Annotated in this window: 22 protein-coding genes and 1 tRNA gene; 14 read left to right on the top strand and 9 right to left on the bottom strand. The window is 62.0% G+C overall.

The features are described 5' to 3' along the window. Positions 1-5 precede the first annotated feature (5 nt). Positions 6-1,535, bottom strand: coding sequence for a UbiD family decarboxylase (locus EGO55_RS07460; protein ID WP_084620321.1), 1,530 nt, complete (start codon positions 1,533-1,535; stop codon positions 6-8). 432 nt (positions 1,536-1,967) lie between these two features. On the opposite strand from EGO55_RS07460, the gene EGO55_RS07455 reads away from it, so the two are divergent. The 7 genes from EGO55_RS07455 (at position 1,968) to EGO55_RS07420 (ending at position 7,109) form a co-directional block, all read left to right on the top strand. Then, positions 1,968-2,041, top strand: a tRNA-Gly gene (locus EGO55_RS07455). A gap of 371 nt (positions 2,042-2,412) precedes the next feature. Beyond that, complete coding sequence (locus EGO55_RS07445) at positions 2,413-2,976, top strand: hypothetical protein (protein WP_021691414.1); 564 nt, start codon at positions 2,413-2,415, stop codon at positions 2,974-2,976. 93 nt (positions 2,977-3,069) lie between these two features. Continuing rightward, positions 3,070-3,531 carry a Dps family protein gene (locus tag EGO55_RS07440; protein WP_021691415.1) on the top strand — a complete coding sequence of 154 codons (462 nt, stop codon included), beginning with the start codon at positions 3,070-3,072 and terminating at the stop codon, positions 3,529-3,531. A 75-nt stretch (positions 3,532-3,606) separates the two neighbouring features. Beyond that, positions 3,607-4,227, top strand: a complete 621-nt coding sequence (locus tag EGO55_RS07435) for a 6-phosphogluconolactonase (protein WP_021691416.1) — start codon at positions 3,607-3,609, stop codon at positions 4,225-4,227. After that, positions 4,215-4,676 carry an NUDIX domain-containing protein gene (locus tag EGO55_RS07430; protein WP_021691417.1) on the top strand — a complete coding sequence of 154 codons (462 nt, stop codon included), beginning with the start codon at positions 4,215-4,217 and terminating at the stop codon, positions 4,674-4,676. Before EGO55_RS07435 ends, EGO55_RS07430 begins: the two co-directional genes overlap by 13 nt. Positions 4,677-5,381: 705 nt before the next feature. Then, the gene (locus EGO55_RS07425) at positions 5,382-6,671 is read left to right on the top strand and encodes an AAA family ATPase (protein ID WP_021691418.1); all 1,290 of its coding nucleotides are present in this window, start codon (positions 5,382-5,384) and stop codon (positions 6,669-6,671) included. Positions 6,672-6,854: 183 nt separating this feature from the next. Beyond that, the gene (locus EGO55_RS07420; protein WP_124916749.1) at positions 6,855-7,109 is read left to right on the top strand and encodes a hypothetical protein; all 255 of its coding nucleotides are present in this window, start codon (positions 6,855-6,857) and stop codon (positions 7,107-7,109) included. Between the two features lie 373 nt (positions 7,110-7,482). Here the strand turns inward: EGO55_RS07420 and dinB are convergent, their stop codons facing one another. Further along, complete coding sequence (dinB, locus tag EGO55_RS07415; RefSeq protein ID WP_021691420.1) at positions 7,483-8,598, bottom strand: DNA polymerase IV; 1,116 nt, start codon at positions 8,596-8,598, stop codon at positions 7,483-7,485. A gap of 158 nt (positions 8,599-8,756) precedes the next feature. On the opposite strand from dinB, the gene EGO55_RS07410 reads away from it, so the two are divergent. Together EGO55_RS07410 and EGO55_RS07405 are read left to right on the top strand one after the other, a co-directional pair. Continuing rightward, positions 8,757-9,965 (top strand): multidrug effflux MFS transporter, encoded by a 1,209-nt coding sequence (locus EGO55_RS07410; protein WP_021691421.1) that lies wholly within the window; start codon positions 8,757-8,759, stop codon positions 9,963-9,965. Continuing rightward, entirely contained in the window at positions 9,962-11,431 is a 1,470-nt protein-coding gene (locus EGO55_RS07405) for a glycerol-3-phosphate dehydrogenase (protein WP_021691422.1), read from the top strand. The genes EGO55_RS07410 and EGO55_RS07405 overlap by 4 nt, the downstream gene beginning before the upstream one ends. A gap of 63 nt (positions 11,432-11,494) precedes the next feature. Here the strand turns inward: EGO55_RS07405 and EGO55_RS07400 are convergent, their stop codons facing one another. From EGO55_RS07400 to EGO55_RS07385, 4 genes are all read right to left on the bottom strand, one after another. Beyond that, positions 11,495-12,478, bottom strand: a complete 984-nt coding sequence (locus EGO55_RS07400) for a phytoene/squalene synthase family protein (RefSeq protein WP_021691423.1) — start codon at positions 12,476-12,478, stop codon at positions 11,495-11,497. Beyond that, positions 12,475-13,056 (bottom strand): LOG family protein, encoded by a 582-nt coding sequence (locus tag EGO55_RS07395; RefSeq protein WP_040717170.1) that lies wholly within the window; start codon positions 13,054-13,056, stop codon positions 12,475-12,477. The genes EGO55_RS07400 and EGO55_RS07395 overlap by 4 nt, the downstream gene beginning before the upstream one ends. An 8-nt stretch (positions 13,057-13,064) precedes the next feature. Next, positions 13,065-14,615, bottom strand: a complete 1,551-nt coding sequence (locus EGO55_RS07390) for a phytoene desaturase (RefSeq protein WP_084620348.1) — start codon at positions 14,613-14,615, stop codon at positions 13,065-13,067. Positions 14,616-14,739: 124 nt separating this feature from the next. Next, positions 14,740-15,513, bottom strand: a complete 774-nt coding sequence (locus EGO55_RS07385; RefSeq protein WP_021691426.1) for a DUF2059 domain-containing protein — start codon at positions 15,511-15,513, stop codon at positions 14,740-14,742. Between the two features lie 89 nt (positions 15,514-15,602). On the opposite strand from EGO55_RS07385, the gene EGO55_RS07380 reads away from it, so the two are divergent. The 3 genes from EGO55_RS07380 (at position 15,603) to EGO55_RS07370 (ending at position 17,983) form a co-directional block, all read left to right on the top strand. Further along, positions 15,603-16,193: a DUF2585 domain-containing protein gene (locus EGO55_RS07380; protein ID WP_040717136.1), complete on the top strand. Its 591-nt coding sequence runs from the start codon at positions 15,603-15,605 to the stop codon at positions 16,191-16,193. Positions 16,194-16,215: 22 nt separating this feature from the next. After that, the gene (locus EGO55_RS07375; RefSeq protein WP_021691428.1) at positions 16,216-17,034 is read left to right on the top strand and encodes a universal stress protein; all 819 of its coding nucleotides are present in this window, start codon (positions 16,216-16,218) and stop codon (positions 17,032-17,034) included. An 82-nt stretch (positions 17,035-17,116) separates the two neighbouring features. Continuing rightward, positions 17,117-17,983 (top strand): MipA/OmpV family protein, encoded by an 867-nt coding sequence (locus EGO55_RS07370; protein WP_021691429.1) that lies wholly within the window; start codon positions 17,117-17,119, stop codon positions 17,981-17,983. Positions 17,984-18,060: 77 nt separating this feature from the next. Here the strand turns inward: EGO55_RS07370 and EGO55_RS07365 are convergent, their stop codons facing one another. Beyond that, on the bottom strand, positions 18,061-18,522 hold the full coding sequence (locus EGO55_RS07365) for a DUF1003 domain-containing protein (RefSeq protein WP_021691430.1): 462 nt from the start codon (positions 18,520-18,522) through the stop codon (positions 18,061-18,063). A gap of 877 nt (positions 18,523-19,399) precedes the next feature. On the opposite strand from EGO55_RS07365, the gene EGO55_RS07360 reads away from it, so the two are divergent. Together EGO55_RS07360 and EGO55_RS07355 are read left to right on the top strand one after the other, a co-directional pair. Continuing rightward, complete coding sequence (locus EGO55_RS07360; protein ID WP_021691432.1) at positions 19,400-19,579, top strand: hypothetical protein; 180 nt, start codon at positions 19,400-19,402, stop codon at positions 19,577-19,579. 429 nt (positions 19,580-20,008) lie between these two features. After that, on the top strand, positions 20,009-20,794 hold the full coding sequence (locus EGO55_RS07355) for a tetratricopeptide repeat protein (RefSeq protein WP_021691434.1): 786 nt from the start codon (positions 20,009-20,011) through the stop codon (positions 20,792-20,794). A 154-nt stretch (positions 20,795-20,948) separates the two neighbouring features. On the opposite strand, the gene EGO55_RS07350 is transcribed toward EGO55_RS07355, so the two are convergent. Beyond that, complete coding sequence (locus EGO55_RS07350) at positions 20,949-23,003, bottom strand: S9 family peptidase (RefSeq protein ID WP_021691435.1); 2,055 nt, start codon at positions 23,001-23,003, stop codon at positions 20,949-20,951. A gap of 114 nt (positions 23,004-23,117) precedes the next feature. Then, a complete protein-coding gene (locus EGO55_RS07345; protein WP_021691436.1) occupies positions 23,118-24,242 on the bottom strand; it encodes an acyltransferase family protein in 1,125 nt (374 codons plus the stop codon). Positions 24,243-24,246: the final 4 nt, after the last annotated feature.

Below are 24,246 nucleotides of genomic sequence, written 5' to 3'. Positions count from 1 at the left end.
CGCTATCAATCGATCTCACGGAACCCATAGGCTTCCCATCGCGACAACACCCGCTCCACTATATGCGAAGGATAGCCGTGTCGGAACGATGCCCGGATCGGTAGCGCCTCGCCCCACTCCTCTGGGGGAAGGCAGTTGTAGACAATCTTGTCGGTCTGGACGCGCTCATTTTCGATATGCCCGCAGTGTACGCGGCCGTTCTCGGGGTGGCAGCGCGTCGCAAGAGCCCAGAGGATTTCGTCATTGGCGGTCGGATTTACATCATCGTTGATCACGATGATCTGCGGGATTGCGCTTTCAAAAATGTGCACGAATAGCCGTTCGCCGATATGGCGGCAGAAAGCATCGCTTCCGCCAACCCCGCTCTTCCGTCGCCAGTCTCGCGGAACCGTAACGATGATCCAATGCTGCGCCGCTTCCAGAGGGAGCCAGACATCGCTAACGGCGAGGCCTGCTCCTCGCAGTTCATGGAGGAACTGTGCAGCCGCGGGAATGCCATAGGCGGTTTGATATTCGTCCACGGGTTCACCGGAGCCGATAACGGGCAGGATCGCCTTGTCACGATAGCTCATTGCGGTCACGCGGCATGTAAACTGCTTCTGGACATTTTCCGCCCAATGGAAGCCGAGACGATCGCCCATGCGACATTCCAGGATCTCGTTGCTTTCGAGATAGCCCTCGATGAGGATTTCGGCGCTGGCCGGCGCTTCGAGCGCAATGGTCCGGCAGAGCACTGTCTCGAGTGGTCGGCGCAGCAGTGCGCCCAGCCGACCTGCTTTGTTTACGTGGGCAGGTAAAGGCATACAGCAAATGAAAGGTATGGAGGGCATGACGCCGAGCGCTAGGGCAAAGGGCATCGGGCGTTCTGCGTCCGCCCATGACCGAACGATGGTTTGCAAATGCCGGGATGGTGTGCACAGTCCCAGCATCCGCCGCGTGCCGGTCGGCATGAGGTGGGCGATCGACCACTCCGTCCAAGTCCCGTCCGGTGTTTGCGCCACCACGCATCCCCAAGCGCTGAGACGGTGCGGGCTATCGTCCCGGCGCTGTGTTGGAAGGGGCAGAAGGTTCAGATCGACGGCCTCTTCGATAAGGACATTTTCGAAGCAGGCAGCGTCGGTTCGTCTGACGGGATCGATCGCGGGGAGAGCCAAGCTCTCAGCAATGGCTCTTACGATATCCAGTCCACCGCTGGTTGCTGGCAAGCCCAGCGACACGGCCGCCCGCGCCAGTCGAAGACCGGCTTGACGACTGAGGCCCGCGGGCGCCCCCAGCAGGCGGAAACCTTGGGGATGATCCGAGAAGTTCGAGAACAGGGGGGCCGGTGCGCCCGTTTCGTAGCATCGTCGCGCAATGGCGCTGACCTCAAGGTCCAAGGCCACTGGTAGAGCGATGTCCTGTATTTCACCAAAGCTGCGGAGCGTCTGTAGGTAGTCGCGCAGATCGTTTAGAGCCATCGTGGCAGATAGAAGATCATGGCCGCATCTGCCCTTTGCATTGCCTTCTGAAATGGGGGGCGAGAGGATATGCGCCATTACAAAACTCCAGGGATGATCTGGACCGGTGTTATCGTGGCGCGTTTCTCACCTCATCCTCAGAACTGCGCATGGTGCCAATTCCTTTGACGTTTCGGCTACCAGCCCAAGCCCGCAGGGTATCATGCCTCCAACACCCCGTGGCGTTGTTTGGTCGTCAGACTCACAAGTTCAAAGCAACTCTTATGCCGCAGTTCGGAACAGCAAGTTATGATGGGTGCAGGCTCCCGCAACCATCTTTACCGGCGTCGATCGCAAGTTATGATCGACGCTGGTCCCCGCAACCATCTTCACTTGCTCGGGCAGCAAGTGAAGATTTGATCCTGCCCCCGCAACCAACTATAGATACGCAGAGATAGCCGCTGTGCGCGGATAAATCTGCGCTGGGCAATTGACCCCAGTACCCGGCCTGTGCCAATGCGCGCGTTCCGAGCGGGTGTAGCTCAATGGTAGAGCAGCAGCTTCCCAAGCTGAATACGAGGGTTCGATTCCCTTCACCCGCTCCATTTCTCCGTCCATCGACGTTCGTATCTGTCTGGACAGGCCCTTGAAATTTACGGTATTCTGCGGGAATTAGGCCGCATTCGTTCAACCGCATCCATTCGCAGCCACCAGCTGGGGGGTATGATTGGGGGGTATTTGCGGAATGGTTGATCCTATACCTCCACGGTTGGGGGTATATTGGGGGTATCGACACCCGGAAAGTCTGGCAATCCCGTGGCTTTGACCGATGTCGCTATCCGCAATGCCAAGCCCGGAGAAAAGGCGATCAAGCTGGCGGACGGAGGCAGCAGCTTCCCAAGCTGAATACGAGGGTTCGTTCCCTTCACCGTGGTAACGGTGCTAGGTGTGCCGGGTGGGGGATGGATCAGAGCTTATGCCTTCGTTTTTTCTGGCGATGATAGCCGCCGCGCTGGCGAGCTTTGGGGGCAGGGACCAGCGGCTTGTTGCCCATCTTTCGGGGACGCTGGGCGCAACATTGCCCCTGCTCGCAGTCGCATGGCTGGCGGTGGTTGCGACATCGGCACTGGCGGCCATTGCTGGCGCTGCTCTGGCCACGACCATGCCCGCTGCGGCGAAGCATATGCTGGTGGCCTTTGCGCTCGTGCTGGGGGCGGTCGAACTGTTGTGGCAACGCCCTCTGCGGGAGGCGGAGGAGCCGACCCGTTCGGCATTCGCGATCCTGATCGTGCTGGGCGCGTTGCAACTGGGCGATGGCGCGCGCTTCCTGGTTCTGGCCGTCGCGGTGGCAACGGGTGATCCGGTTCTGGCCGCGCTGGGCGGGGCGGTGGGCAGCGGCGCGGTTCTTACCGCTGGCTGGGCCATGGGCCCAGGGTTGGGGAACGGCCTGCCCCTGCGCGCGATCCGCTATACTGCTGCGGCGCTGATGGCGGGGGCTGGCCTGATTATCGGGCTTTCCGCGCGTGGGCTGTTGGGCTGATCGGCGCGCCCGATCACAATCATGCGTCTTTTGCCTGAAACTCCACCCTGTTTCAGGCGTATAGTGACGGTTGATCGCAAAAGGGGAATCACGATGGCGAAAGCGGGTGACAATGCGCGCAAGGCGCTGGTTGACGAATTGAACGGCGTGCTGGCCGATCATCTGGCGCTCTACATCAAGACCAAGAGTTTTCACTGGCACGTGGCCGGGCCCCGGTTCCACGATCTGCACCTGCTGTTCGATACGCAGGCCACCGCGATTTTCGCCGTGGTCGATCTGATTGCCGAACGCGTACGCAAAAACGATGCCGATACGCTGACTTCGATCGGGGCCATTGCCGGACGCACCAAGGTTAAGGATCAGGACAAGACCAGCCTTTCCGCGGAAAAGATGGTGGCCGAATTGCGGGACGATAATGCCGCGCTGGTCGCCCGGTTGAAGAAGTTGAAGCAGCTCGCCGGCGATGCGGGCGACAACGCCACCGATGGCCTGCTGGACGATTGGACCGATCAGGCCGAACAGCGCGTGTGGTTCCTCAGCCAGACGCTGAAATAGGCACCGCCTTGCATAATCTTGCCAGAATGGCCGCCGGGCGTTCTGCCTTGGCGGCCATTTTGCTATGAGGCGGGGATGAACCGGCTGGAGATTATCGACGGGGCAGACGATGCGGCGATTGCCGATTGGCTGCATGGCTATCTGGCCGGGGCGCTGGCCCGTAGCATCGGCGCTGTGGCGATCGCGGTGCCGGGCGGTAGCACACCGTTTCCTATTCTTCAGCGGCTGGCGCAAATGCCGCTCGACTGGCCCCGGGTGACGGTGTGGCCGGGGGATGACCGGATCGTGCCGGAAGACCACGCCGCCAGCAATATCGGGCGCATCCGTGCGGTGATGGCGCCTGCAGGCGCGCATTGCGTGCCACTGGCGGAGCAGGCCCGCCCCCCGCATTTTGCGCTGGTCTGGCTGGGGATGGGCGGCGACGGGCATATTGCCTCGCTCTTCCCCAATAGCGATCCCCGGGCAGACGATCCCTCGCCCGTGCGCCACGTGCGCCCCGATCCCCTGCCGCCCGAAGCGCCGTTTGACCGGTTGAGTCTGACCATTCCCGCCCTGTTGGCGAGCGATCATGTGGCATTCGTGATCCGCGGGGCGGATAAGCGGGCGTTGTTCACCGCCGCTGCCGCTGGCCAGAACGATCTGCCGATCGCCCGCCTGCTGCGCGAGGCGACACAGCCGGTCACATGTTTCACCTGATCCCCGCGCCACTGCACCGCGCGGCCTTGCGGCTGGCCCATGGCCTGCGCAAACGCTGGTGGCGGATGGCGCGGCCCGATCTGGTGGGGTGCTGCATGATCGGGCTGGACGATCGCGGGCGAGTGCTGCTCGTGCGGCATAGCTATGGCACCGGGTTGTGGGCGCTGCCCGGTGGGGCGATGCGCCGGGGGGAAGACCCGGCCCATGCGGCCGCGCGCGAATGGGGGGAGGAGATCGGCTGTGCGCTGGCGGATCTGCGCGCGGTGGCGGTGCTGGACCACACCCTGCATGGCGCGCACAACACCGTGTACCTGTTTGCCGGGCGCATCGCGGGTGAACCCGTGGCTGACGGGCGCGAGATTGCAGAGATCGGTCTGTTCCCGCCCGACGCCCTGCCGCCCGCCCGCAGCCGCACAGTGGACACCCGGCTGGCCCTGCTCACCCCCTGATCCCCGCCCGCCCGGTTGACACAGAACACCCCCGAAACGCACGGCGCCTCCGCGCCGCAACGCAGGCAGACTGTGGGATAGACGCGGTTTCCCGCGTAACGATGTGTGACCTTCCGTGCCGGTATTATGATACCGTGTGGCACAGTGCCAGATGCGGAGCAGTGTGACGCCGAGAGGGGGGGTGGCAGAGGCGGGCGCTATCATCGCGCAGGGTAAGCCGGATTCCGCGCGAGTAGGAAAGGCAGGCGAGCCGCTTCGCTGTCCGCTTTTAGGCCTTTCGCACCGGAGCTGCCGTTCCAGACACGCCAACTCAACCGCCATTCCCGACCTCGAGTTGATTCAGCACTAGCGGCCTTTCATTGATCCAACGGTCGTACCAGTCCGGCGACCGGGTTTGGGACTTATCCGTCATTCCTGCCGCAGAGGCTGAACGGCAAGTTCCGACACAAGCCGACGCTTGCGATGTTGGTCGCGCGGCGGAATTAAGCGGTCAAACTGGCCGATTTCGCAATGTCTGGTTCGGAGTCGGGACTAGAAGATAGCTGCCGTTCGCACGGCGTCGACTTAACAACCATATCGAGACGATATATCGCGTCTCACAGTTTGTATCTATGGGATGTACTTAAAGGTCACGAAATAGGGTGGCTTGTAGCTGCGCAAGCCATTAGGACCTTTGCCCACGCATGGCGCTCACAGGACTGATTAATGGCAACGCTTACAATCGATAACTTTAGCTGCATCAAGACCGCGCGGTTCGAGATGGCGCCTGTAACGGTGCTTATCGGTCCACAAGGTAGCGGAAAGAGTGTAACGACGAAGCTGTTCTATTTCTGCCTCGACGCCCTTTCCAGGCAGTATATTTTCGCCGAAAAAGGACAGACTCTCGAAGAGTTTCAGAAGGATACAGCCAAGCATTTTAAAACTTGGTTTCCTGCAAGCGCATGGGGTGATAGTCGATTTAACATAACTTTTCAGTCTGGCGAATTTTCCGTGCGACTTCTGCGGAAAATGAGCAAATCAAAGCCGACGGATGAGATATCCGTGAAGTTTAGCGACTTCTTTAAAGCGCATTACGCCGGTCTTCTCTCCTCATACGAAAAGATGAGGACGAAGGAGATTGACGACGAGGCTCTTACTCGCCGTTCGGAAGGTGCATGGCGCATCAGGGAGGCTTCCCATGCCAGGCTCGCGAAGGCTATGGACAGCGCATATATCCAGCGGCAGACATTCATCCCGGCGGGCCGAGCATTTTATACCAGCGTCGGGCGTTTGGTCGCGGCATTAGATCAGGGAAGCAGTCTCGATCCGATCAACGTGAGGTTCGCCAGGCTTTTCGCGAACTTCCGCGATATAGTGAATAGGCATGGTATTTTCGCGGCGCCTAAAGACACTGATGCCAAGGCTGCGCGCGACAAAGTGATGGGCGAATTATTTGGGGGCACTATCAAATTCGAGAATGACCTCGAATTTATTGAAGCGCCGGACGGAAGGATCATTCCATTTTCCGCACTGTCGAGCGGACAGCAAGAGCTTTTGCCGATGTGGTTAATGATCGACTTCTATGCTGATCGCCTACCCGGCTCAGGTGCAGCTGGCGATCTTTTCTACATTGAAGAGCCGGAAGCTCATCTTTTCCCGTCTGCGCAAAGCAGATTAATGGATGTGCTTATTAGTCACCTAGTTTCAAAAAAGAAAAATAGAAGCCTTATATTAACAACCCATAGTCCATATATTCTAAGCAATATCAATAATTACATAAAGGCTGGCGAGTTAGGTCGATATAGAAAAAATGCGTCCGCAGTGGCTGATGTTGTGGACAGGGACCTGTGGCTTACTTCTTCTGGGGTCAAAGCATACGCCATTGATGACGGTCACCTAGTAGATATTATCGATAGTGATGACGGCCTGATAAATGCTTCGTACATTGATGGTGTTTCCAATGAAGCCTCACTAACCTTTAGTAAACTTCTTGATATCGAATATCCAGAGGGTTGAATGGCTATGTGCGACGGCAATGAGTGCGTTGAGACGGTTAACCATTCGAATATATTGGTACAAGAAAGAGGTCGAAAGGCTAATTTTAAGAATTCTTCTCGCCATTCACATAAGAGAGTCAAAGTTGACGGGTGCCTAATTAAAAATGGCCTGCGATCCGATTGGATTGTAACGAAAGTTGGTGTGGGCAGTGTCATCGTAGAACTTAAAGGCAAGGACCTCGATCACGCATGCCAGCAAGTAATGGCGACAATCGCCCATGCTGATTGCCAACCCTGGCTAGAAGCAAAAAGAGGAATCCTGATTGTCTGCTCCCGATACCCTTCCTTTGATACGAGCGTTGCAAAAGCAAAAGTGGCTGCCCGGAAGCGCGGCATTCGGTTAAGTGTCGTTTGCGACAAAGCCGATACTGAATTCGAAAAGGTTCTGACCGGGTAATTTGGAGAGGTTACCGTATTCGGCCTCGGGCAAGGGAGTGAATGAGGGACCTTTCGGGGGCAAGTCAGCAGCTATGGTGCGCGGGTATCAGTCCTCTAAACTGCCGATATTAGGGCGCCTTGCCGCTAGGCTGCTCAAAGAAGCGGGAATGTCCGGTTCTGGCAGGAGCAGCCATTTACGCGCGTGCCGACGAACGACTTGAGTTGGTCGAAAGCGTACGGTGCCCAAAGTCAATCATCCTAGTCCACTTTCCGCTTTATTGGCAGGTAAAACAGACTGACCGCTAACCCCAACTTTTCCGGCGTTCTGAATAACAGCGCCTGATCTTGAAACCTGCCCTTCCGCATTGATCCCACCTCAGTCAGGCGCCCCCTCACAACAACGATAGCTGCGCGGTGTCTTTCGGGCGTTCTTCGGGTTCGCCTTCGAGGGCGGAGAGGGTCAGGCCCATCAGGCGGATGGGTTGGGGCAGGGGCAGCATCTCGTCCAGCAGGGCGTGGCCGAGCGCGGCGAATTCGGTCTTGTCCGCCACGCGCTGCGCGACGGAGCGGGCGCGGGTGACGAGGGCGAAATCGGCGTAGCGCAGTTTCAATGTCACCGTGCGCCCGCGCGCATCGGCGCGTTCGATCCGGTCCCACACGATATCGACAATCGTATCCAGCGTTTCGCGCAGCGCCGGGCCGGTGGAAATATCCTGCGCGAAGGTGCGTTCGCCCCCCACCGATTTGCGCGGCCGGTTGGGCTGCACCGGGCGCAGGTCGATCCCCCGTGCCGCGCGATAGAGGTAGTCGGCGAACTTGCCGAAATGCTGTTTGAGGAACGCGATATCCTTCGCCGCCAGATCGGCGCCGGTTTCGATCCCCAGCCGCGCCATCTTTTCCGCGCCGCGCGGGCCCACGCCGTGAAACCGGCGCACCGGCAACCCGGCCACGAACTGCGCGCCCTGCCCGGGGCGGATCACGCAGACACCGTCGGGCTTGTTCTGGTCGCTGGCGATCTTGGCGAGGAACTTGTTGTAGGACACCCCCGCGCTGGCGGTGAGTTGCAGATCGTTGCGGATGCGTTGGCGGATCAGGTCGGCAATGCGTGTGGCCGATCCGATGCCGCGCAGATCGGCGGTGACATCGAGATAGGCTTCATCGAGGCTGAGCGGTTCGATCAGCGCGGTGTAATCGGCAAAGATTGCATGAATCTGCCGCGATACCCCGCGATAGGCATCGAAGCGCGGGCGCACGAAGACCAGATCGGGGCACAACCGCTTGGCCCGGGCGGACGGCATCGCCGAGCGCACGCCGAACCGCCGCGCCTCGTAACTGGCGGCGGCCACCACCCCGCGTGAGGCGGAACCGCCCACCGCCACCGGGCGCCCGCGCAGTTCCGGATTGTCGCGTTGTTCGACGCTGGCATAGAAGGCATCCATATCGACATGGATGATCTTGCGCAGGCCGATGGCGTCTTCCTCGGCACTGTCGGGGGCGTCGGGGCTCATGCACGAGGCATAGCAAGGCTTGTGCGCCCTGTCGCGAAGCGGAGCATGGATTTTCGGTGCATTTCGCAGGTGCGAACAACGAACTGGCTATTCCCGCGGCATTCGGCCAATAGCGCCCGATGACTACATCCGGTTCTGTTTCATCTCGACCCTTTCCCATGGGAGAGCGTGAATTCGTCGTGATGATGGCGCTGTTTCAGGCGCTGCAGGCACTGGCGATCGATGCCATGCTGCCCGCGCTGGGAATCATGTCGCGCGATCTCGGGGTCGCGGATTCCAACCAGCGGCAACTGGTCGTCGGGGTGTTCCTGCTGTGCGCGGGGCTGGGGTCTCTGTTCCCCGGGGCGATTGCCGACCGTTATGGCCGGCGGCCCGTGCTGTTCACCTGCCTGGGCGGCTATATCGTGTTCAGCCTGGCCGCCGCCTTGATGCGGGATTTCACCGCGCTGCTGGTGATGCGCGGACTGGCCGGGTTCATGTCCGCCGGGATGCTGGTGATGAGCACCACAATCATCCGCGACCGGTTTCAGGGCGACAAGATGGCGCGCACGCAGTCGCTGGTGGGGATGGTCTTCATGATCGTGCCGATGATCGCGCCCACGCTGGGGCAGGCGGTGCTGCTGGTGGCGGACTGGCGCTGGATCTTCGGGATCATGGCGGGGTTGGGGGGCATGCTGGCGGTATGGGCGGCGCTGCGCCTGCCCGAAACGCTGCATCCCGAATATCGCCAGACGATCGCAGTGCGCGTGATCGCCGCCAATATGCGCACCGCGCTGATGACCCGCGCCGCCACCGGCTATGTCTTTGGCATGGCGCTGATTCAGGGGGCGCTGTTCGGTTATATCAATTCCTCGCAGCAACTGGTGGCCGAACATTTCGGCGCGGGCGAAAGCTTCCCGCTGATTTTCGGCGGCATGGCGCTGATGATGGCGCTGGCCAATCTCACCAATTCGCGCATTGTGGAGCGTTTCGGCGCGCGGCGCGTTTCGCATACGGCGCTGTTCGGCTTTATGCTGCTGGGCGCGGTGCAGCTGTGGCTGGCGCTGCGTGGCGGTGAAACGCTGTGGGAGTTCGCACCGGTGATGACGTTGAACTTGTGTCTGATGGGCTTCATTGGCGCGAATTTCGGCTCGATCGCGTTGCAGCCCTTCGCCCGCATCGCCGGGGCAGCGGCATCGTTGCAGACATTCCTGCGGCTGGTCATCGGATCGGCGCTGGGCGCCTTTATCGGCCAGCTTTACGATGGCTCCGCCGTGCCGCTGGCTGCTGCGCTGATGATCGCGGGCATTCTGGCGCTGTTGCTGGTGCTGTTCAGCGAACGCGGCCGCCTGTTCCAGCGGCGGCACGGGGTGGTGCCGCAAGTGTGACCAATCCTTATGACCTCATCGTAATCGGCGGCGGGGTCAACGGCGCGGGGATTGCCCGCGATGCCGCGGGGCGCGGGGGCCGGGTGCTGTTGCTGGAAGCGCGCGATCTGGCGAACGGCACCTCCAGCGCCTCGACCAAACTGGTCCATGGCGGGCTGCGCTATCTCGAATATCGGGAATTCGCACTGGTGCGCGAAGCCTTGCAGGAACGCGAAACCCTGTGGCGGATCGCGCCGCATATCGTGCGCCCGATGCGGTTCGTGCTGCCCCATGCGCCCGGCCTGCGCCCGCGGTGGATGCTGCGCGCGGGCCTGTGGCTCTATGACCATATCGGCGGACGCAGCGCCTGGCCGCATGCCCGTGCGATCCGGCTAGGACAGCATCCCGCAGGCGTGCCGCTCGATCCCGCGCTGACCCACGGCTTCGAATATTCGGATGGCTGGGTGGACGATGCCCGGCTGGTGGTGCTGAATGCGAAGGACGCGGCCGAACGCGGGGCGGATATCCGCACGCATACCCCGGTCATGGCGGCCCGGCGCGAAGCCGGGATGTGGGTGGTGGAAACGCCTGCAGGCCAGTTCCATGGCCGGGCGCTGGTCAATGCGGGTGGACCGGGGGCCGACGATGTCGCGCGGCTGGCGGGCGGGTTGCCGCGCTATACCGTGCGGCGCGTGCGCGGATCGCATATTGTCACCCGCAAGCTGTTCGATCATCCTTACGCCTATATTTTCCAGCTGCCCGACACGCGCATCTGCTTTGCCATCCCTTATGAGGGCGCGTTTACCCTGATCGGTACGACCGATCGCGATCACACCGGATCGCTGGTGGATGTCAGCCCCGATGCGGACGAGATCGCCTATCTCTGCACGGCGGCCAGCCGCTATTTCCGCCAGCCGGTCACGCCCGATGACGTGGTGTGGCGCTATGCCGGGGTGCGGGCATTGGTGGATGACCGGTCGGGGCGGCCCGAAGCGGCCACGCGGGGCTATCGCCTGCCGCTGTCCGATCCGGAAAAGGGCGCGCCGCTGCTGGGCGTCTATGGCGGCAAGATCACCTCCTATCGCCACCTGTCGGAAGCGGCGGTAAACCGGCTGGCCGAACGCCTGCCGCAGCTTTCGGGCAAGCCATGGACGGCGGACGCGGCGCTGCCCGGCGGCGATTTTCCGGCCGGGGCGGTGGACACGGTGATTGCCGGGTTGCAGGCGGACTATCCGTTTCTCGATCCGGTGCAGGCCACGCGCATTGCCCGCGCCTATGGCACGCGCGCGGGGCGGTGGCTGGGCCATGCGCGCAGCCGGGCCGATCTGGGGCGCGATTTCGGCGCCGGGTTGAGCGAGGCGGAACTCGATTATCTCCGGCGCGAGGAATGGGCGCAGTCCGGGCAGGACGTGCTCTGGCGGCGGAGCAAGTTGGGCCTGCATATGACCGAAGATCAGCGCGCGGCAGTGGCGGACTGGTTCGAATGATCGAAAGAAATTTAGGTTAATCAATATTTTACCGCGCAGCATGGTGATGCAGCGCGATGGCTGTCAGGCCGGTGTGCGGGCCATGGCCATCAGCGTGTGGCGACCGATCAACGCGGCGGGTGCGGACGCCGCGGGCTGGCGGTTGATCAGGGCCTGCCAGCCTGCGCGCAGCACGTGGCGGGTTTTCTCTCCGTCTGTCGTGGCGATCCGGCGATCCCATGCCTGTGCGCCCGCCTGTTCGACCCCGCGCGCGATCGCGCCGTAAATCCCGGTGGCCGACAGCACGGCCCAGCGGCAGCGGAACGGCAGGCGCGCGGTGCCGCTGCGTGAGGCCGCTTCATAATCTGCCTGCAAGGTACAAAGCCGCGCCACCACGGGCAGCAGCTGCGCGCGATAATGCGGCTTCATCGCTTCGCCCGGCGGGATGTCGGCTTCCGCCAGCCATTCCGCCGGCAGATAGCAGCGCTGCATGGCGTGGTCTTCCAGCAGATCGCGCGCGATATTGGCCAGCTGGAACGCCAGCCCGAGATCGCAGGCGCGATCCAGCGTTTCCCCGTCATCGGGCGATACGCCCATGACCAGCGCCATCATCACCCCGACCGATCCGGCCACGTGAAAGCAATAGCGCATCAGATCGGCTTCGGTACGCGGGCACCATCCGGCGCTGTCGAGCGCGAAGCCGCCGATCACATCTTCGGCCATCGCGGAGGAGATGCCGCATTCGCGCGCGACCAGCCCGAACCCGTCGAATGCCGGATCGCCCGTTGCATCGCCTGCAAGGCCCTGTGCGGTACGCTGGCGGATCGTCGCCACCGGGACAGCCGGATCGATCGCCCCGGTGCGTTTGCGCCCGTGATCCTGCTGGTCGATCAGATCGTCGCAACGGCGGCACCAGGCATAAAGCAGCCAGGCCCGTTCGCGCGTGGTGCGGTCGAACAGGCGGCTGGCGGCGGCAAAGCTTTTCGAACCCTGCCGGATGGCCGCCCCGGCATGGCTGACGAGCTGATCGCGCCCGGCGGCTTGGTTCTGCGCCGGGCCCGCTTTCACAAATCGGAGGCCTTCATCTGGAAGATCGGCTGGTGCGGCTCATACGCTTCCATACGTTCGATCAGCATGTCGAGTTCGTGTTCGGCAATCAGGATGCGCGCATGGGCGGGGCGGATGAAGCCGGTGTCGACCATGTGCCGGGTGAACGCCAGCAGCCCGTCATAAAACCCGAAGCTGTTGAGCAGCCCCACCGGTTTGGTGTGATAGCCAAGCTGGGCCCAACTGATCGCTTCCCACAGTTCGTCCATCGTCCCGACCCCGCCGGGCAGAGTCAGGAACCCGTCGGACAGTTCGGTGAACTGCGCCTTGCGGGCGTGCATATTGGCGACCACGCGCAGTTCGGTGCAGTTGCGGTTGGCGACTTCGCGGCTGACCATGGCTTCGGGGATCACGCCGATCACTTCGCCTCCGGCCTCCAGTGCGCCATCGGCCAGTGCCCCCATCAGGCCCAGCCTGCCGCCGCCATAGACCACGCCGATCCCGGCGCGGGCCAGTTCCGCGCCGACATTGCGGGCAAGGTCGCAATAGCGCGGATCGGGGGGCGAGGCAGAGCCGCAGAACACGGCCAGTTTGCGGATGGGGCTATTCATGCGCTCAAATCCTCCAGCATCAGCGCCGCGGTCACACCGGCACCGGCAACCACGCCGGGTATGCCCGCACCGGGATGGGTGCCCGCCCCGACGAGATAGAAATTGCCGATGGCGTCGTCGCGATTATGGGGTCGCCGCCATCCGCTTTGCCCCAGCACCGGTTCAAGGCTGCCGGTGCTGCCAAGATGCGCATGGAGATCGTACGCGAAATCGCGCGGGCTGTAATGGAACCGGATCACGGTGCGGTCGTGAATATCGGGGATCAGGCGACGGCCGATCTCGTCCAGGATGCGCTGTTCCAGCAGGGGGCCGATCGCATCCCAGTCGACGGTCAGCTTGCCCATGTGCGCCACGGGGATGCGCGCCTGAAACGTGCTCTTGCCCGGCGGGGCCATGGATGGATCGGTGACAGTGGGATGGTGGAGATAGATCATCAGATCCTGCGGCAGCACGCCATGATCGAAGATATCGTCCAGCAGCCCCTTGTAACGGGGGCCGAACAGCATGGAGTGATGGGGGATGCCCGGCCAGCTTCCTTCTATGCCGAAATGCACCACGAATGCGCTGGGGGCGAACCGTTTGCGCGCCAGCGTGCGGGCATAGGCCTGCCCGCGCAACGTGTCGCCCAGCAGATCGTGATAGCTGTGCAGGATATCGGCATTGCTGGCCACGGCATCGAACGGCGCGGTCCATCCGCTGCGGGTGTGCACGCCGGTAACCCGGTTGCCCAGCGTTGCGATCCGCACCACCGGATCATGCAGCCGCATGGTGCCGCCCAGCCGTTCGAACTGCCGGGCCATGGCGGCGACAAGGCGCTGCGTGCCCCCGCGCGCCCACCACAGGCCGCCGCTTTTTTCCAGTGTGAGGAGCAGCGTGTTGAGCGCACTGGCGGTCATCGGATTGCCGCCGATCATCAGCGTCTGAAAGCTGAGGGCCTGGCGCAGCTTGTCCGACCGGACATAACTGCTGACCATGGAATAGACCGAGCGCCACGCCTGCAGCCGGATCAGGGCTGGCGTCGCCTGCAACATGCTGCCCGGCTCCACGAACGGGCTGTGCGCGGCCCGTTGATAGGCTTCGCGATAGACCCGCGTGCAATAGTCCTGAAATTCGATGTATCCGGGCAGGTCGGCGGGGGCGATGCGCGCGATCTCGCGCTGCAGCGCGGCTTCATCGTTGGTATAGTCGAAATTGGTCCCGTCGGGCCAGTTCAGCCGATAGAAGGGCGATACCGGCAGCAGTTCGACATCGTCGGCCATGTGATGGCCGGTCAGCGCCCACAAGGCTTCCAGACTGGCCGGGTCGGTGATCATGGTCGGCCCGGCATCGAAGGTGAAGCCATCCTGCTGCCAGCAATAGGCATGCCCCCCCGGCTTGTCGCGCGCTTCGACCAGCGTGGTGGCGATGCCCGCAGCCTGCAACCGGATCGCCAGCGCCAGCCCGCCAAACCCCGCACCGACCACGCAGGCGCGTTTTGCCGTGTTGCCCGGCGCCGTGTTGCCCGGCCCAGTATTCCCCGGCCCAGTATTCCCCAACGCTGTATTCATCGGGCGGCCCTGCGCGGGCGGGGCCATGTGTCAGGCCGGAATTTGCGTGTCATGCCAGGAAGGAAGCCGTGCGCGATCATTGCCGGAAAGGTTTAGCCGATGCGTGCCCTTGTGCAACGTATGCTTACGGTGTCGGTTGTGCCGCGTCGCCCGCTGCGAAGTGATCGTCGATCGCCTTGTCGATGGCTGCGGCAAAGTCCGCCTCGAGCTTGGGGTCCATCGGTGCGTTTTCCAGTTCGGTGCGGAGCTTGAGAATATTCGGTTTCAGGGCCGCCAGCTTTTGCAAAAGCCTGGGGTCGCTTTTGTTGAGGGCGCTCATCTCTTCGATTTCGCTGCGGGTCATGGTGGCGATCGAACGATTCGTCGCGCCTTCGACATCGCGCGTCACCTCCGACAGCTGGGCCGGCTGGTCATAAGTTCCGATATCACCGAGCATCGCGTTGTAATCGGTGTGTTCCACCATGGTGGTAAGCAGTTTCTGCATTGCCGGTTTGCGATAGAATGTGGCCAGCCTCGCCGCTTCGTCCGGGGTCAGTTCCGCTTTGAAAAGCGCGATGTAACGCGGTTTATACAGTGCGGTCGTGTTCAGGCTGTGTTGCAGCATGTAGGGCCGCATCGCGCCGCCGATCCGGTCCATCAGGCCGGGATAGAGGCCTTCTGCCGCCGCCATGTCGGGCGATTGGCTGACAAAGGCCTTCTTCAGCGTCTCGATCGCATTGTCGATCGACTGTTCCGGATTCGCTGCACCCTGTATCGCATCGTACAGTGCGCCATAGGGATCGGCCGGGGCTGCGGCATTTGCCCCATCGTCAGCACGCAACGGGCCGGTCGCATACCCGGTAAGGAGCAATGCCGCCGCAACGGGAACGAACAGCCTGTGCCGGAACGATCTTTTCATCGGATCGATGCTATGGCTGAAAAGGGGCGGACACAATCGGATTTTACGCTAGGCTGTCAGCCGCAACAGAGGGGGGCAGCTTGCCGAACGTGACGAACAATCTCCTGCCGCATCGCCGTGCGCTGATCGCCACGGTCGTGGTCCTGCTGGTGGTGCTGGCCATTCTGCTGGCGATGGGGCGGCCGCCGATCTGCACCTGCGGCACAGTGAAGCTGTGGCATGGCGTGGTCCAGTCGGCGGAGAACAGCCAGCATGTCACCGACTGGTACAGCCCCAGCCATTTCATTCACGGGCTGCTGTTCTATTTCTTCGCCTGGTTGCTGTGGGTGCGCTGGAAAGTACTGGGCGGGCGGCCGGTGCGCCATGCCCTGCCGATCGCCGTGGCCTTCGAAAGCTTCTGGGAAATCCTCGAGAACACGCCCTTCATCATCAACCGTTATCGCGAGGCGACGGTAAGCTGGGGCTATGTTGGCGACAGCATCGTCAATTCGATGTCCGATATCGGCTGGATGATCGTGGGCTTCCTGTTCGCCAGCCGGATGCCCATATGGGTCAGTGTCGTTCTGGCCATTGCGCTGGAAATGCTGACTTTGATCCTGATCAGAGACAACCTGACGCTCAATGTGCTGATGCTGCTCTGGCCATTGGATTCGATCCGGGAATGGCAAGCTCTGGCGTGAGCCTAATGGAAGGAGAAGGCGCATGAAATCGATTATCATCCACATCGGCCTCGATCCCGAGGTGGAGACGCGGTATCAGGCCGCGGTCGATGTCGTGCAGGCCTTCCAGGGCCACCTGACCTGCGTGCAGACGGCCACCCCGGTCGATGCCTATATGCCGGTCGATCCCTTCGGCGGGGCGGCCTTCATGGCCGATTCCTATGAACGGGCGAAACAGGCGGAAGAAGAGACCCGCGTGCGGCTGGAAGAACGCCTGCGCACGGAAGGGATCAGCTGGGACTGGCATTGCCATGCCGGTGCCCCCGCGCGCCTGCTGGCGAACCACAGCTGGCTGTCGGATCTGATCGTGGTCAGCGCACCGCCCGCCAACTGGGCCGCGCGGCTGGGGACACCGCCGGTGGCGGCGGACGTGGCGGTCAATGCCCATGCGCCGGTGCTGGTCATGCCCGAAGGGCAGATCGGGTTCGATGTGGACGGCCCGGCCGTGGTGGCGTGGAACGGTTCGCCGGAATCGTGCCAGGCCGTGCGCGCCGCCCTGCCGCTGTTGCAACGGGCAAGCGCGGTGACACTGGTCGCTGTCGAGGAATCGAACCGTTACGATTTCCCGCCGCTGCAGGCCGCCACCTTCCTGTCGCGCCATGGCGTGGCGAGCGAAGTGGTGGAAGTGGGCACCCGTGGCCGATCGATTGCGGAAACGCTGCGCGATGCCGCGCAGGATCGCAAGGCGGCCTGTCTGGTGATGGGGGCCTATGGCCATTCGCGCTGGCAGGAAAGCCTGCTGGGCGGGGTGACGCGGGATATGTTGATCGGCACGCCGCTGCCGCTGCTGCTGGCGCACTGATCGCTGTCAAACGGCTGCCACATTTTCGCGGCAAAGCCACGCATGGGCACTATTCTGGCGCCCGTGCGTTAAAAAAGCTGCCATGAAACAAAACCTTATGTTTATCGCGGGGCTCTGCGCGGCCTCGGCGCTCACCAGCCCCGCCGCCGCGCAGGAAGCGGCGGACAGCAGTTCCGCCTCCGGCAGCGAAACCAGCGTCTATGACGGCGACTGGCTGAGCGTCGGTGTGGGGATGGGCTATGGCCCGTCCTATGACGGGTCGGACGACTATGTCGCCTTCCCGATCCCCGTGGTGCAGGGCAGCCTCGGCGGCATCGGCATCAGTCCGCGCGGGGGCGGGCTGGCGCTGGATTTCCTGGCGGACCCCAAGAAAGGCGTGGGCTTCGATTTCGGCCCTGCGGTGCAACTGCGATCCAACCGGGCCAGCAAGATCGAGGACAAGGTTGTCCGTTCGCTCGGCAAACTCGATCGCGCGGTCGAAATCGGGCCGAGCATGGGGATCACGGTGGCGCAGGTGTTCCATGAATACGACACGCTCACCTTCAGCACCGATATCGGCTGGGACGTGGCGGGCGCGCACAAGGGCATGGTGGTTTCGCCCGCGCTGACCTATTTCACGCCGCTCAGCCGGGGTGCGGCTGTTTCCCTCACCGCCAGCGCGGAATGGGGCGACCGCAAGTTCGCGGATTACTACTATTCGATCAGCCCGGCGCAAAGCGCGGTCAGCGGCCTTGCCCCGTTTTCCGCTGGCAAGGGCTTCACCAAGGCCGGGCTGACCGCGATTGGCGGCATCGATCTCGATGGCAATCTGCTGAACGGCGGCTTCGCGATTGTGGTCGGCGGCGGCTATTCGCGGATGCTGGGCGATGCCAAGGATACCCCGCTCACCTCCGTGCGCGGCAGTCCGAACCAGTGGTTCGGCGCGATCGGGATCGGCTATACGTTCTAGCGTGGCGGACCGGACACGCCGAGCAGGCAGATACACGCAAGGGCGATTTCACCTTCGGTTGGCGCCGAAGGCGGTTTTCAGGAGGATCGGCTCTGCCCGTCCACCATGGTTGCGGGCTGATCCCCCGACATTGCCAGCATAAGGTCGATCTTTTCGTGCAAACAGGCGATTTCAGCCTCGACGCGAAGATTGGTTTCGTAATCCAGCCGTGCTTCCAGCCGGTCCTTCGCTGCCTGCCTGTTCTGGCTCATCATGATGATCGGGGCCTGGAGTGCGGCGAGCATCGAAAGCATCAGGTTGAGGAAAATGAAAGGGAACGGGTCGAACGCATGACGCGTCAGAACCACGGTGTTCAGGCCGGCCCAAGCCAGCAGGAACACGCTGAAGCTGATGATAAAGGTCCACGAACCGCCAATAGCCGCCACGCGGTCTGCCAGCCGCTCTCCGAACGTCTGACGTTCGTCGAACAGGGTGTTGACGTTGCGAACCTGCTGTGCGCGCCGGAATTGACCGACCAGGAAACGGGCTGCTGCATTCATAGCTCACCTCTTGCGACCGTTCCGCCGAGCCGGTGCTGGTGAGCCGAATCTCAGTTCATCAACGCTCTCGGCGGAATGGTCCTTCGTCTATGATCGTTGTCAGACATTGGTCCCTCGGAGAGGAAGTTGCGGGTACGCCTCCTTGCGGAAGCATGGACAAGCTGGGCGCAACCGGCGGCAAGATCAAGACAGGACAAGCATTAACTTTTGGTCATCTTGCGCCAGAGGCGATGGCGACAACCAACCCCAATTTTCCTGCCAAACCGGACTGTCGGGGTACGCCAACAAAGCGGTCGTTGCTCAGGAAGTGTCGAGGAAGGTATAGTCATCCCTATGCAACCCACGTATTTCCCTCTCGTTACTCTAGCCGCCGTTGCCGCTTTGACCGGGTGCGCCAGAATAGCCGAATGGGGGCCACCTTCAGGCCACCCCATCTCTCCCATGGACGTAGTAGCGGTTGGGAAACTTGAAAATTTGGAGAGCGAACCGGGTGAATACCATCCCGATGATTTGATTGGTCATGGCTGGTTTTCTGCCAATTTCCATGTGTCACATGTCGAAGTAGGCGAGCTGCCAAGGAAAGTCGTTCCCGTCCGGTACTTTGGCCATACCTTTTTCAGAGAGGATATCAGGTTTCGCTTCCGCCTGCGTCCAAATAAGGAAGGGGGATATATAGTGTGCACGAAGCCGGGCGCGAGTGGATACAATTGCGACTAGCTGAATGTGGCTTATGTCCGCTAACCCCAACTTTTCCGTCAAAGCAGGCGCTCCATCAACGCCAACAAAGCCGACACAGGCGTGCCCGTTTGAAACTCACAGAATGTTGACGAAACTCGTCCAAGATGACTGTCTAGCGGACAGGCAATGGAGAGCACGCGTGAACCTAAAACGAGTGATGGTTGATGCGATCGGCTATGCGTCAATGGTGCCGTTTTTCATGTTGTACAACTACCTAGAGCGCGTGCGAGATGACTACGTAGCCGTTCTCATTCCCTTTATTGCTTTCCTCCCCATCGCCGCGATCTGGCGCTTCTACTACAGGAAGTACTCGCGGTAAGCAGAAGGCTAACGTTTTTCGTTACGGGGTCACGTCTCCCAACATTCGCGCCCGAACAGGCATTCTGGCAACGCCAACGTTGCGGTCATCGACGCCCAATGTATTGTCGCGGGATGATCCGCAGGCTCCTTCCTATTTTCGCCTTCATGTTGATGGAAGGACTCGCATTGGCTGAAGGCAAAGACTGGACCCCAGAGCTTGAGGCCATTGCAGATAAGTGCGGCCTGCCTCACGATAGTCTCAAGTGGATCGACGGATCTGTAAGGTGGTTCAAGCCCGAGTCGGCCACGTACGGGCAATCAATGTGCGTGATCGGCGAGCTTAGGGCGAAGGGTATTCCGATAAAGCAAGGTTTCGTATCGGACGGCAGCTAACCCCAACCTTTCCCACGCTTTGCGTGGCAAGACCCTAGCGTGCTAGATTTGTCCCATGAAAAAAATGCTTGTTGTTATTTCTGTGGTAATTTTGTCTGCTTATTCGACTTCGCTGAGTCATGGTAGCGAGCCGCGGGAAACCCAATCACTGAGGACATCGGAGACAGGCGCAACGCCTATCGACATTGTACAGACCCCGTCCGATGCAACTTTGAAAGGCATGAGCGCTTACAACAAGGGCGATTTTCAGACTGCTTATCAGCACCTTCGTCAGGCAGCCGAAGCTGGCGATCCGGAAGGTCTCGTCAACCTGGGATATCTCTACGCACGTGGTCATGGGGTCGATGCCGATCAGATGGAGGCGCTCCGCCTGTACAGGCTCTCGGCCAAAGCAGGTAGCAGCGAAGGCATGAATGCCATAGGCTACAAATATCTACATTCCACAGGCGTTGCCAAAGATCTGGACCAGGCTAAGTTTTGGTTCTGCCAAGCAATTGCGCGCGGCAATCCTCGTGCCATGAATAATATTGCTTTCATGCTGGTGACCGGCGAACTGCCAATGGACGAGTTAGAAGCCAGGAGCTTATGGATGCAGGCCGCCGAACTCGGTCACGCAAATGCCATGATTAATTTAGGTTTCTCATTTCTAAATGGGCGTGATCGAGACCCACAAAAGGCTCGCGAATGGCTTATACGGGCAGCGGAAGCTGGTAATTCCAGGGCGCAAGACTTCTTGCGTGCCCGAGGATACGTTGGCACACTTCCGCCGCCTATCGATGTCGGCGATATGATGAAGTCGGAGCCGAAGCGGGCAGTCGGTCAAACAAAGATGTGCAGGTGAGCTATGGCTCGCAGGCTACTTAGCCGGTATTCTCATTGATCAATGCCCGCTTCCCCCAACAATACCGTCGTTCTCTGGTCAGTCCACCGTGCCTGAAAGCGGACGTCTGCCCTGACACCAATGTCCTGGCAGCCCCGCAACACGCCCGTCAGCACTATTTCCCCAGCGCGTCGTCCGGCAGGCGCGGGCGGGGGGCGGGGAGGGGGGCGGTGCGGTTGGCGGTTTTCAGGTAGGTGTCGAACCATTCCATCATCCGCAGGTTATAGTCATAGCGCGCGCTGGCCCGGCGGTTGCCGTGGCCTTCGCCGGGATAGAGCACCAGCCGCACCGGGGTTGTGGGCTTGCGCACCTTGATGTTGCGGTACAGTTCCATGCTTTGCGTGGGGCTGACGCGCGGATCGGCCGCGCCGTGCAGGATCAGCAACGGGGTGGTGGCCTTGTCCACGTGGTAGATCGGGCTGCGTTCCAGCAGGTGCTGCCATTCTTCCCAGGGGTATTTCAGTTCGTGCACCAGCCGCATTTCGGTCGGGATATCGGTGGTGCCGAACTTGCTGATCAGATCGGAAATGCCGACAAACATCACGCCCGCGGCAAATTCCGAGCTGAGCGCGGTGGACGCCCAGGCGGTGGCGAACCCGCCATAGGAACCGCCGGTCATGCCCACGCGCCGGGGGTCGGCGATGCCGCGTGTGACCAGATCTTTCTTGGCATCGACCAGATCGTCGAATTCCTTGCCCGCGTAATCGTTCTGGTGCTGTTTGGAAAAGGCGGTGCCATAGGCGGTGGAGCCGCGATAGTTCGGCAGGAACACGGCATAGCCCTTGCCCGCCGCAACTTGCCCGGGGCCGCCGTAATTGGTGACCCAGCCGTTGGATTCGTGCGCTTCCGGCCCGCCGTGCACGTCGAAGATCGTGGGGGCGCCGCCGCGCGGCACGCCGCCCACCGGTTCGATCAGCACGCCTTCGATCGCCTGCCCATCCCGCGCACTAAAGGTGATCGTGCTCTGCTTGCCCAGATCGATGCCCGATAACCAGGGATTGTGCCGGGTCCAGCGGACAAAGCGGCCATCCTGCAATACGAACAGTTCGGGGGGGTGCCCGGGGCTGTCGGCGCTGACCGCGATGGTCTTGCCCGCCGCCGCCACGCGATTGAGGATGAGTTCGCCCGGATTGGGTTCGTTTCTGACCGCGCCACTGGCGTCGTAAATCCGCAGCACGCTTTGCGTCCCGCGGTGGATCACGGCGGCCAGCCCGCCATCGGGCAACCATTCGCTGTCCATCGCGGCTTCGGCTGCCCCGGCGTTGAGCGGTCGTAGCGCGCCGCTGGCCAGATCGGCGAGATAGAGCGTGGTGGGCGAAGGATCATGTTCGTCCACCGCCGCCAGCAGCGCCACTTTGCGGCCATCGGGCGAAAGTTCGGGGTCCGCGATCTTGCCGGGGGTGGCGATCGTGCGCAGGACCTTGCCGGTCGACAGGTCGAACACGGCGATCTGCTGGCGGGTATAGCTGTCGTCCACGCTGGGCGTCGGTGCGGATGTCAGAATGGCGGTGCGCCCATCGGCGGCAACCTGCAGGCGGGTCACATGGCCGGAAAGTGCGATTTCGCGCGGTTTCTTGTCCACCTGTTTGCCAATGGCGGCGGCGAACAGGCGGTTGGTGCGCCATTCCTCTTCATAGACTTCGGCGTTGAACCCGGCCTTCACTTCGCTGTCGCGGCGCTTGTCGGCAGCCGGTCCGGCCAGCAGGTACAGCGTGCCGCCGCCCGGCGCCCAGGCATAGTCGAGCACGTGGCCATCCTCGATCGTGGCCAGCTTGTGGTGGCCGCCGCCATCGACCGGGATCGCCCAGACCGAATCCTTGTCGTCCTTGGCCGCCCAGATGAACGTGATCAGCCGGCCATCGGGGGAAAAGCGCATGGCCGATACGTCCATGTCGGCAGGCAGGTAGTCGCGGGTCTGTTCGGGGCCCCAGGCCATCTGCAGCTGTTGCCGGGATGGGGCATTCTTTTCGCCACGGGTCACATCGGGCAGGCGCGTGGTGGTGAAGGCCACGCGGGCACCATCGGGGGACACGGCGATCTGCCCGACCTGTTCCAGCCGGGCCACGTCATCCGGGGTCATCGGGCGCGCCAACAGCAGCGAAGGGGTGGCCAGCGCAAGGGGGGCGGCCAGAGCAAGGGCGGCAGCAAAACAGGGGCTCAGCGAACGCAAGGCATCTCTCTCGTCTGATCGGCTGGAGCCGACGTTATTCTATGCCGCCATTGATACCCCGATAGGCCCGTGCCGCAAGCCCGATGCGCGAAAAATCATAGAGAAAACCGGGGGTCAGGCGGTGGCTTGTCGCCGTGGCCAGCGGGGGGCAAGCAGGGCCTTCCATGCGCCCTTGGTGCGTTCGATCACCGGGCCGATCAACACGCACAATCCGGCAACGCCCAGACACACCGCCGCCACCTGCCACGGGTCGCTGGCGTCATAGGCGAAGGCCGCATCGGCAAAGCGCAGCATGGGATAGTGCAGGAGGTAGAGCGCAAAGGTCGATTGTGCGAACCACACGATCCCCTTGCGCCATGGGGCCAGCAGGCCATCCAGCGCATGGGCCAGGCCATGCGCGGCGATGAAATGCAACGCCACCAGCGGCCCGATGATGTAGCTCGACAGGAATTCGTCGGAGAAATGGAGGTAGGTCACCACGTTCTCTGCGCCGAGCGTCAGCACAGTGGCGTCGCGCAGGAACACGGGCAATCCGCTCCACCGGAACAACGCATAGGCCGCGATCGTGCCGAAAAACAGCAGCGCCGATTTGTCGGCTGGCAGGGTTTCGCGCTGCGTGCGTTGCCACACCCACACGCCCAGCCACCAGATCGGCGCGAGCAGGAGGATTTTCGGCCCCGCCAGCAGCATCAGCGCGCCCGCCGCCGCCCGGCCTTTCCAGCCGGGGATATAGAACAGCGCGGCGAACAGGGCGTAATAGACCGCCTCGTATCCCAGCGACCACCATGGCCCGTTGGAGAAGGGCCGGACGGAGCTGAACCACAGTTCGTTGGTGAAGCTCAGTGCCCGGAATGCGCGCCACAGCGGATCGCTCCCCTGATGCCACCACTGGCTGTAGGCCGCCGGATCGAACAGGCTCCCCCAGTGGTCGAGGGCCATGGTCAGGATCAGTGCGGGGACCGCGACCGACCACAGCCGGGCCAGTCGGCTGCGCGTGAACGCGCCCAGCGTCGGTTCTTTCGTCTGCGCGGTATAGGCGATGACGAAGCCCGACAGGACGAAGAACACCATCACCGCATCGTTGCCCAGCAGGCGCCAGTATTCCAGCATCCCGCCGCTCAGTTCGGGATAGGCAAGATGCGTGACCAGTACGGCCAGCGCCGCGCCGAACCGCACGAGATCGAGATAGAGCGAAAGCCCTCTATGCATCGGCGTACTGGGCATAAGCGTATTGGGCATAGGC

The sequence above is a fragment of the Caenibius tardaugens NBRC 16725 genome (genome assembly GCF_003860345.1).
GTDB classification, from domain to species: Bacteria; Pseudomonadota; Alphaproteobacteria; order Sphingomonadales; family Sphingomonadaceae; genus Caenibius; species Caenibius tardaugens.
Note: the sequence above shows the minus strand (reverse complement) of the source record. Positions and strands in the feature narration are given on the sequence as shown.

What these genes read in the sequence shown, in the direction of transcription:
- EGO55_RS07365 (WP_021691430.1), bottom strand. Translation starts at nt 18,522, where the DNA reads ATGAATGCAGCAGCCCGTTTCCTGGTCGGTCAATTCCGGCGCGCACAG.
- EGO55_RS07355 (WP_021691434.1), top strand. Translation starts at nt 20,009, where the DNA reads ATGAAAAAAATGCTTGTTGTTATTTCTGTGGTAATTTTGTCTGCTTAT.
- EGO55_RS07370 (WP_021691429.1), top strand. Translation starts at nt 17,117, where the DNA reads ATGAAACAAAACCTTATGTTTATCGCGGGGCTCTGCGCGGCCTCGGCG.
- EGO55_RS07425 (WP_021691418.1), top strand. Translation starts at nt 5,382, where the DNA reads ATGGCAACGCTTACAATCGATAACTTTAGCTGCATCAAGACCGCGCGG.
- EGO55_RS07430 (WP_021691417.1), top strand. Translation starts at nt 4,215, where the DNA reads ATGTTTCACCTGATCCCCGCGCCACTGCACCGCGCGGCCTTGCGGCTG.
- EGO55_RS07440 (WP_021691415.1), top strand. Translation starts at nt 3,070, where the DNA reads ATGGCGAAAGCGGGTGACAATGCGCGCAAGGCGCTGGTTGACGAATTG.
- EGO55_RS07375 (WP_021691428.1), top strand. Translation starts at nt 16,216, where the DNA reads ATGAAATCGATTATCATCCACATCGGCCTCGATCCCGAGGTGGAGACG.
- EGO55_RS07385 (WP_021691426.1), bottom strand. Translation starts at nt 15,513, where the DNA reads ATGAAAAGATCGTTCCGGCACAGGCTGTTCGTTCCCGTTGCGGCGGCA.
- EGO55_RS07410 (WP_021691421.1), top strand. Translation starts at nt 8,757, where the DNA reads ATGGGAGAGCGTGAATTCGTCGTGATGATGGCGCTGTTTCAGGCGCTG.
- EGO55_RS07445 (WP_021691414.1), top strand. Translation starts at nt 2,413, where the DNA reads ATGCCTTCGTTTTTTCTGGCGATGATAGCCGCCGCGCTGGCGAGCTTT.
- EGO55_RS07460 (WP_084620321.1), bottom strand. Translation starts at nt 1,535, where the DNA reads ATGGCGCATATCCTCTCGCCCCCCATTTCAGAAGGCAATGCAAAGGGC.
- dinB (WP_021691420.1), bottom strand. Translation starts at nt 8,598, where the DNA reads ATGAGCCCCGACGCCCCCGACAGTGCCGAGGAAGACGCCATCGGCCTG.
- EGO55_RS07345 (WP_021691436.1), bottom strand. Translation starts at nt 24,242, where the DNA reads ATGCCCAATACGCTTATGCCCAGTACGCCGATGCATAGAGGGCTTTCG.
- EGO55_RS07390 (WP_084620348.1), bottom strand. Translation starts at nt 14,615, where the DNA reads ATGAATACAGCGTTGGGGAATACTGGGCCGGGGAATACTGGGCCGGGC.
- EGO55_RS07435 (WP_021691416.1), top strand. Translation starts at nt 3,607, where the DNA reads ATGAACCGGCTGGAGATTATCGACGGGGCAGACGATGCGGCGATTGCC.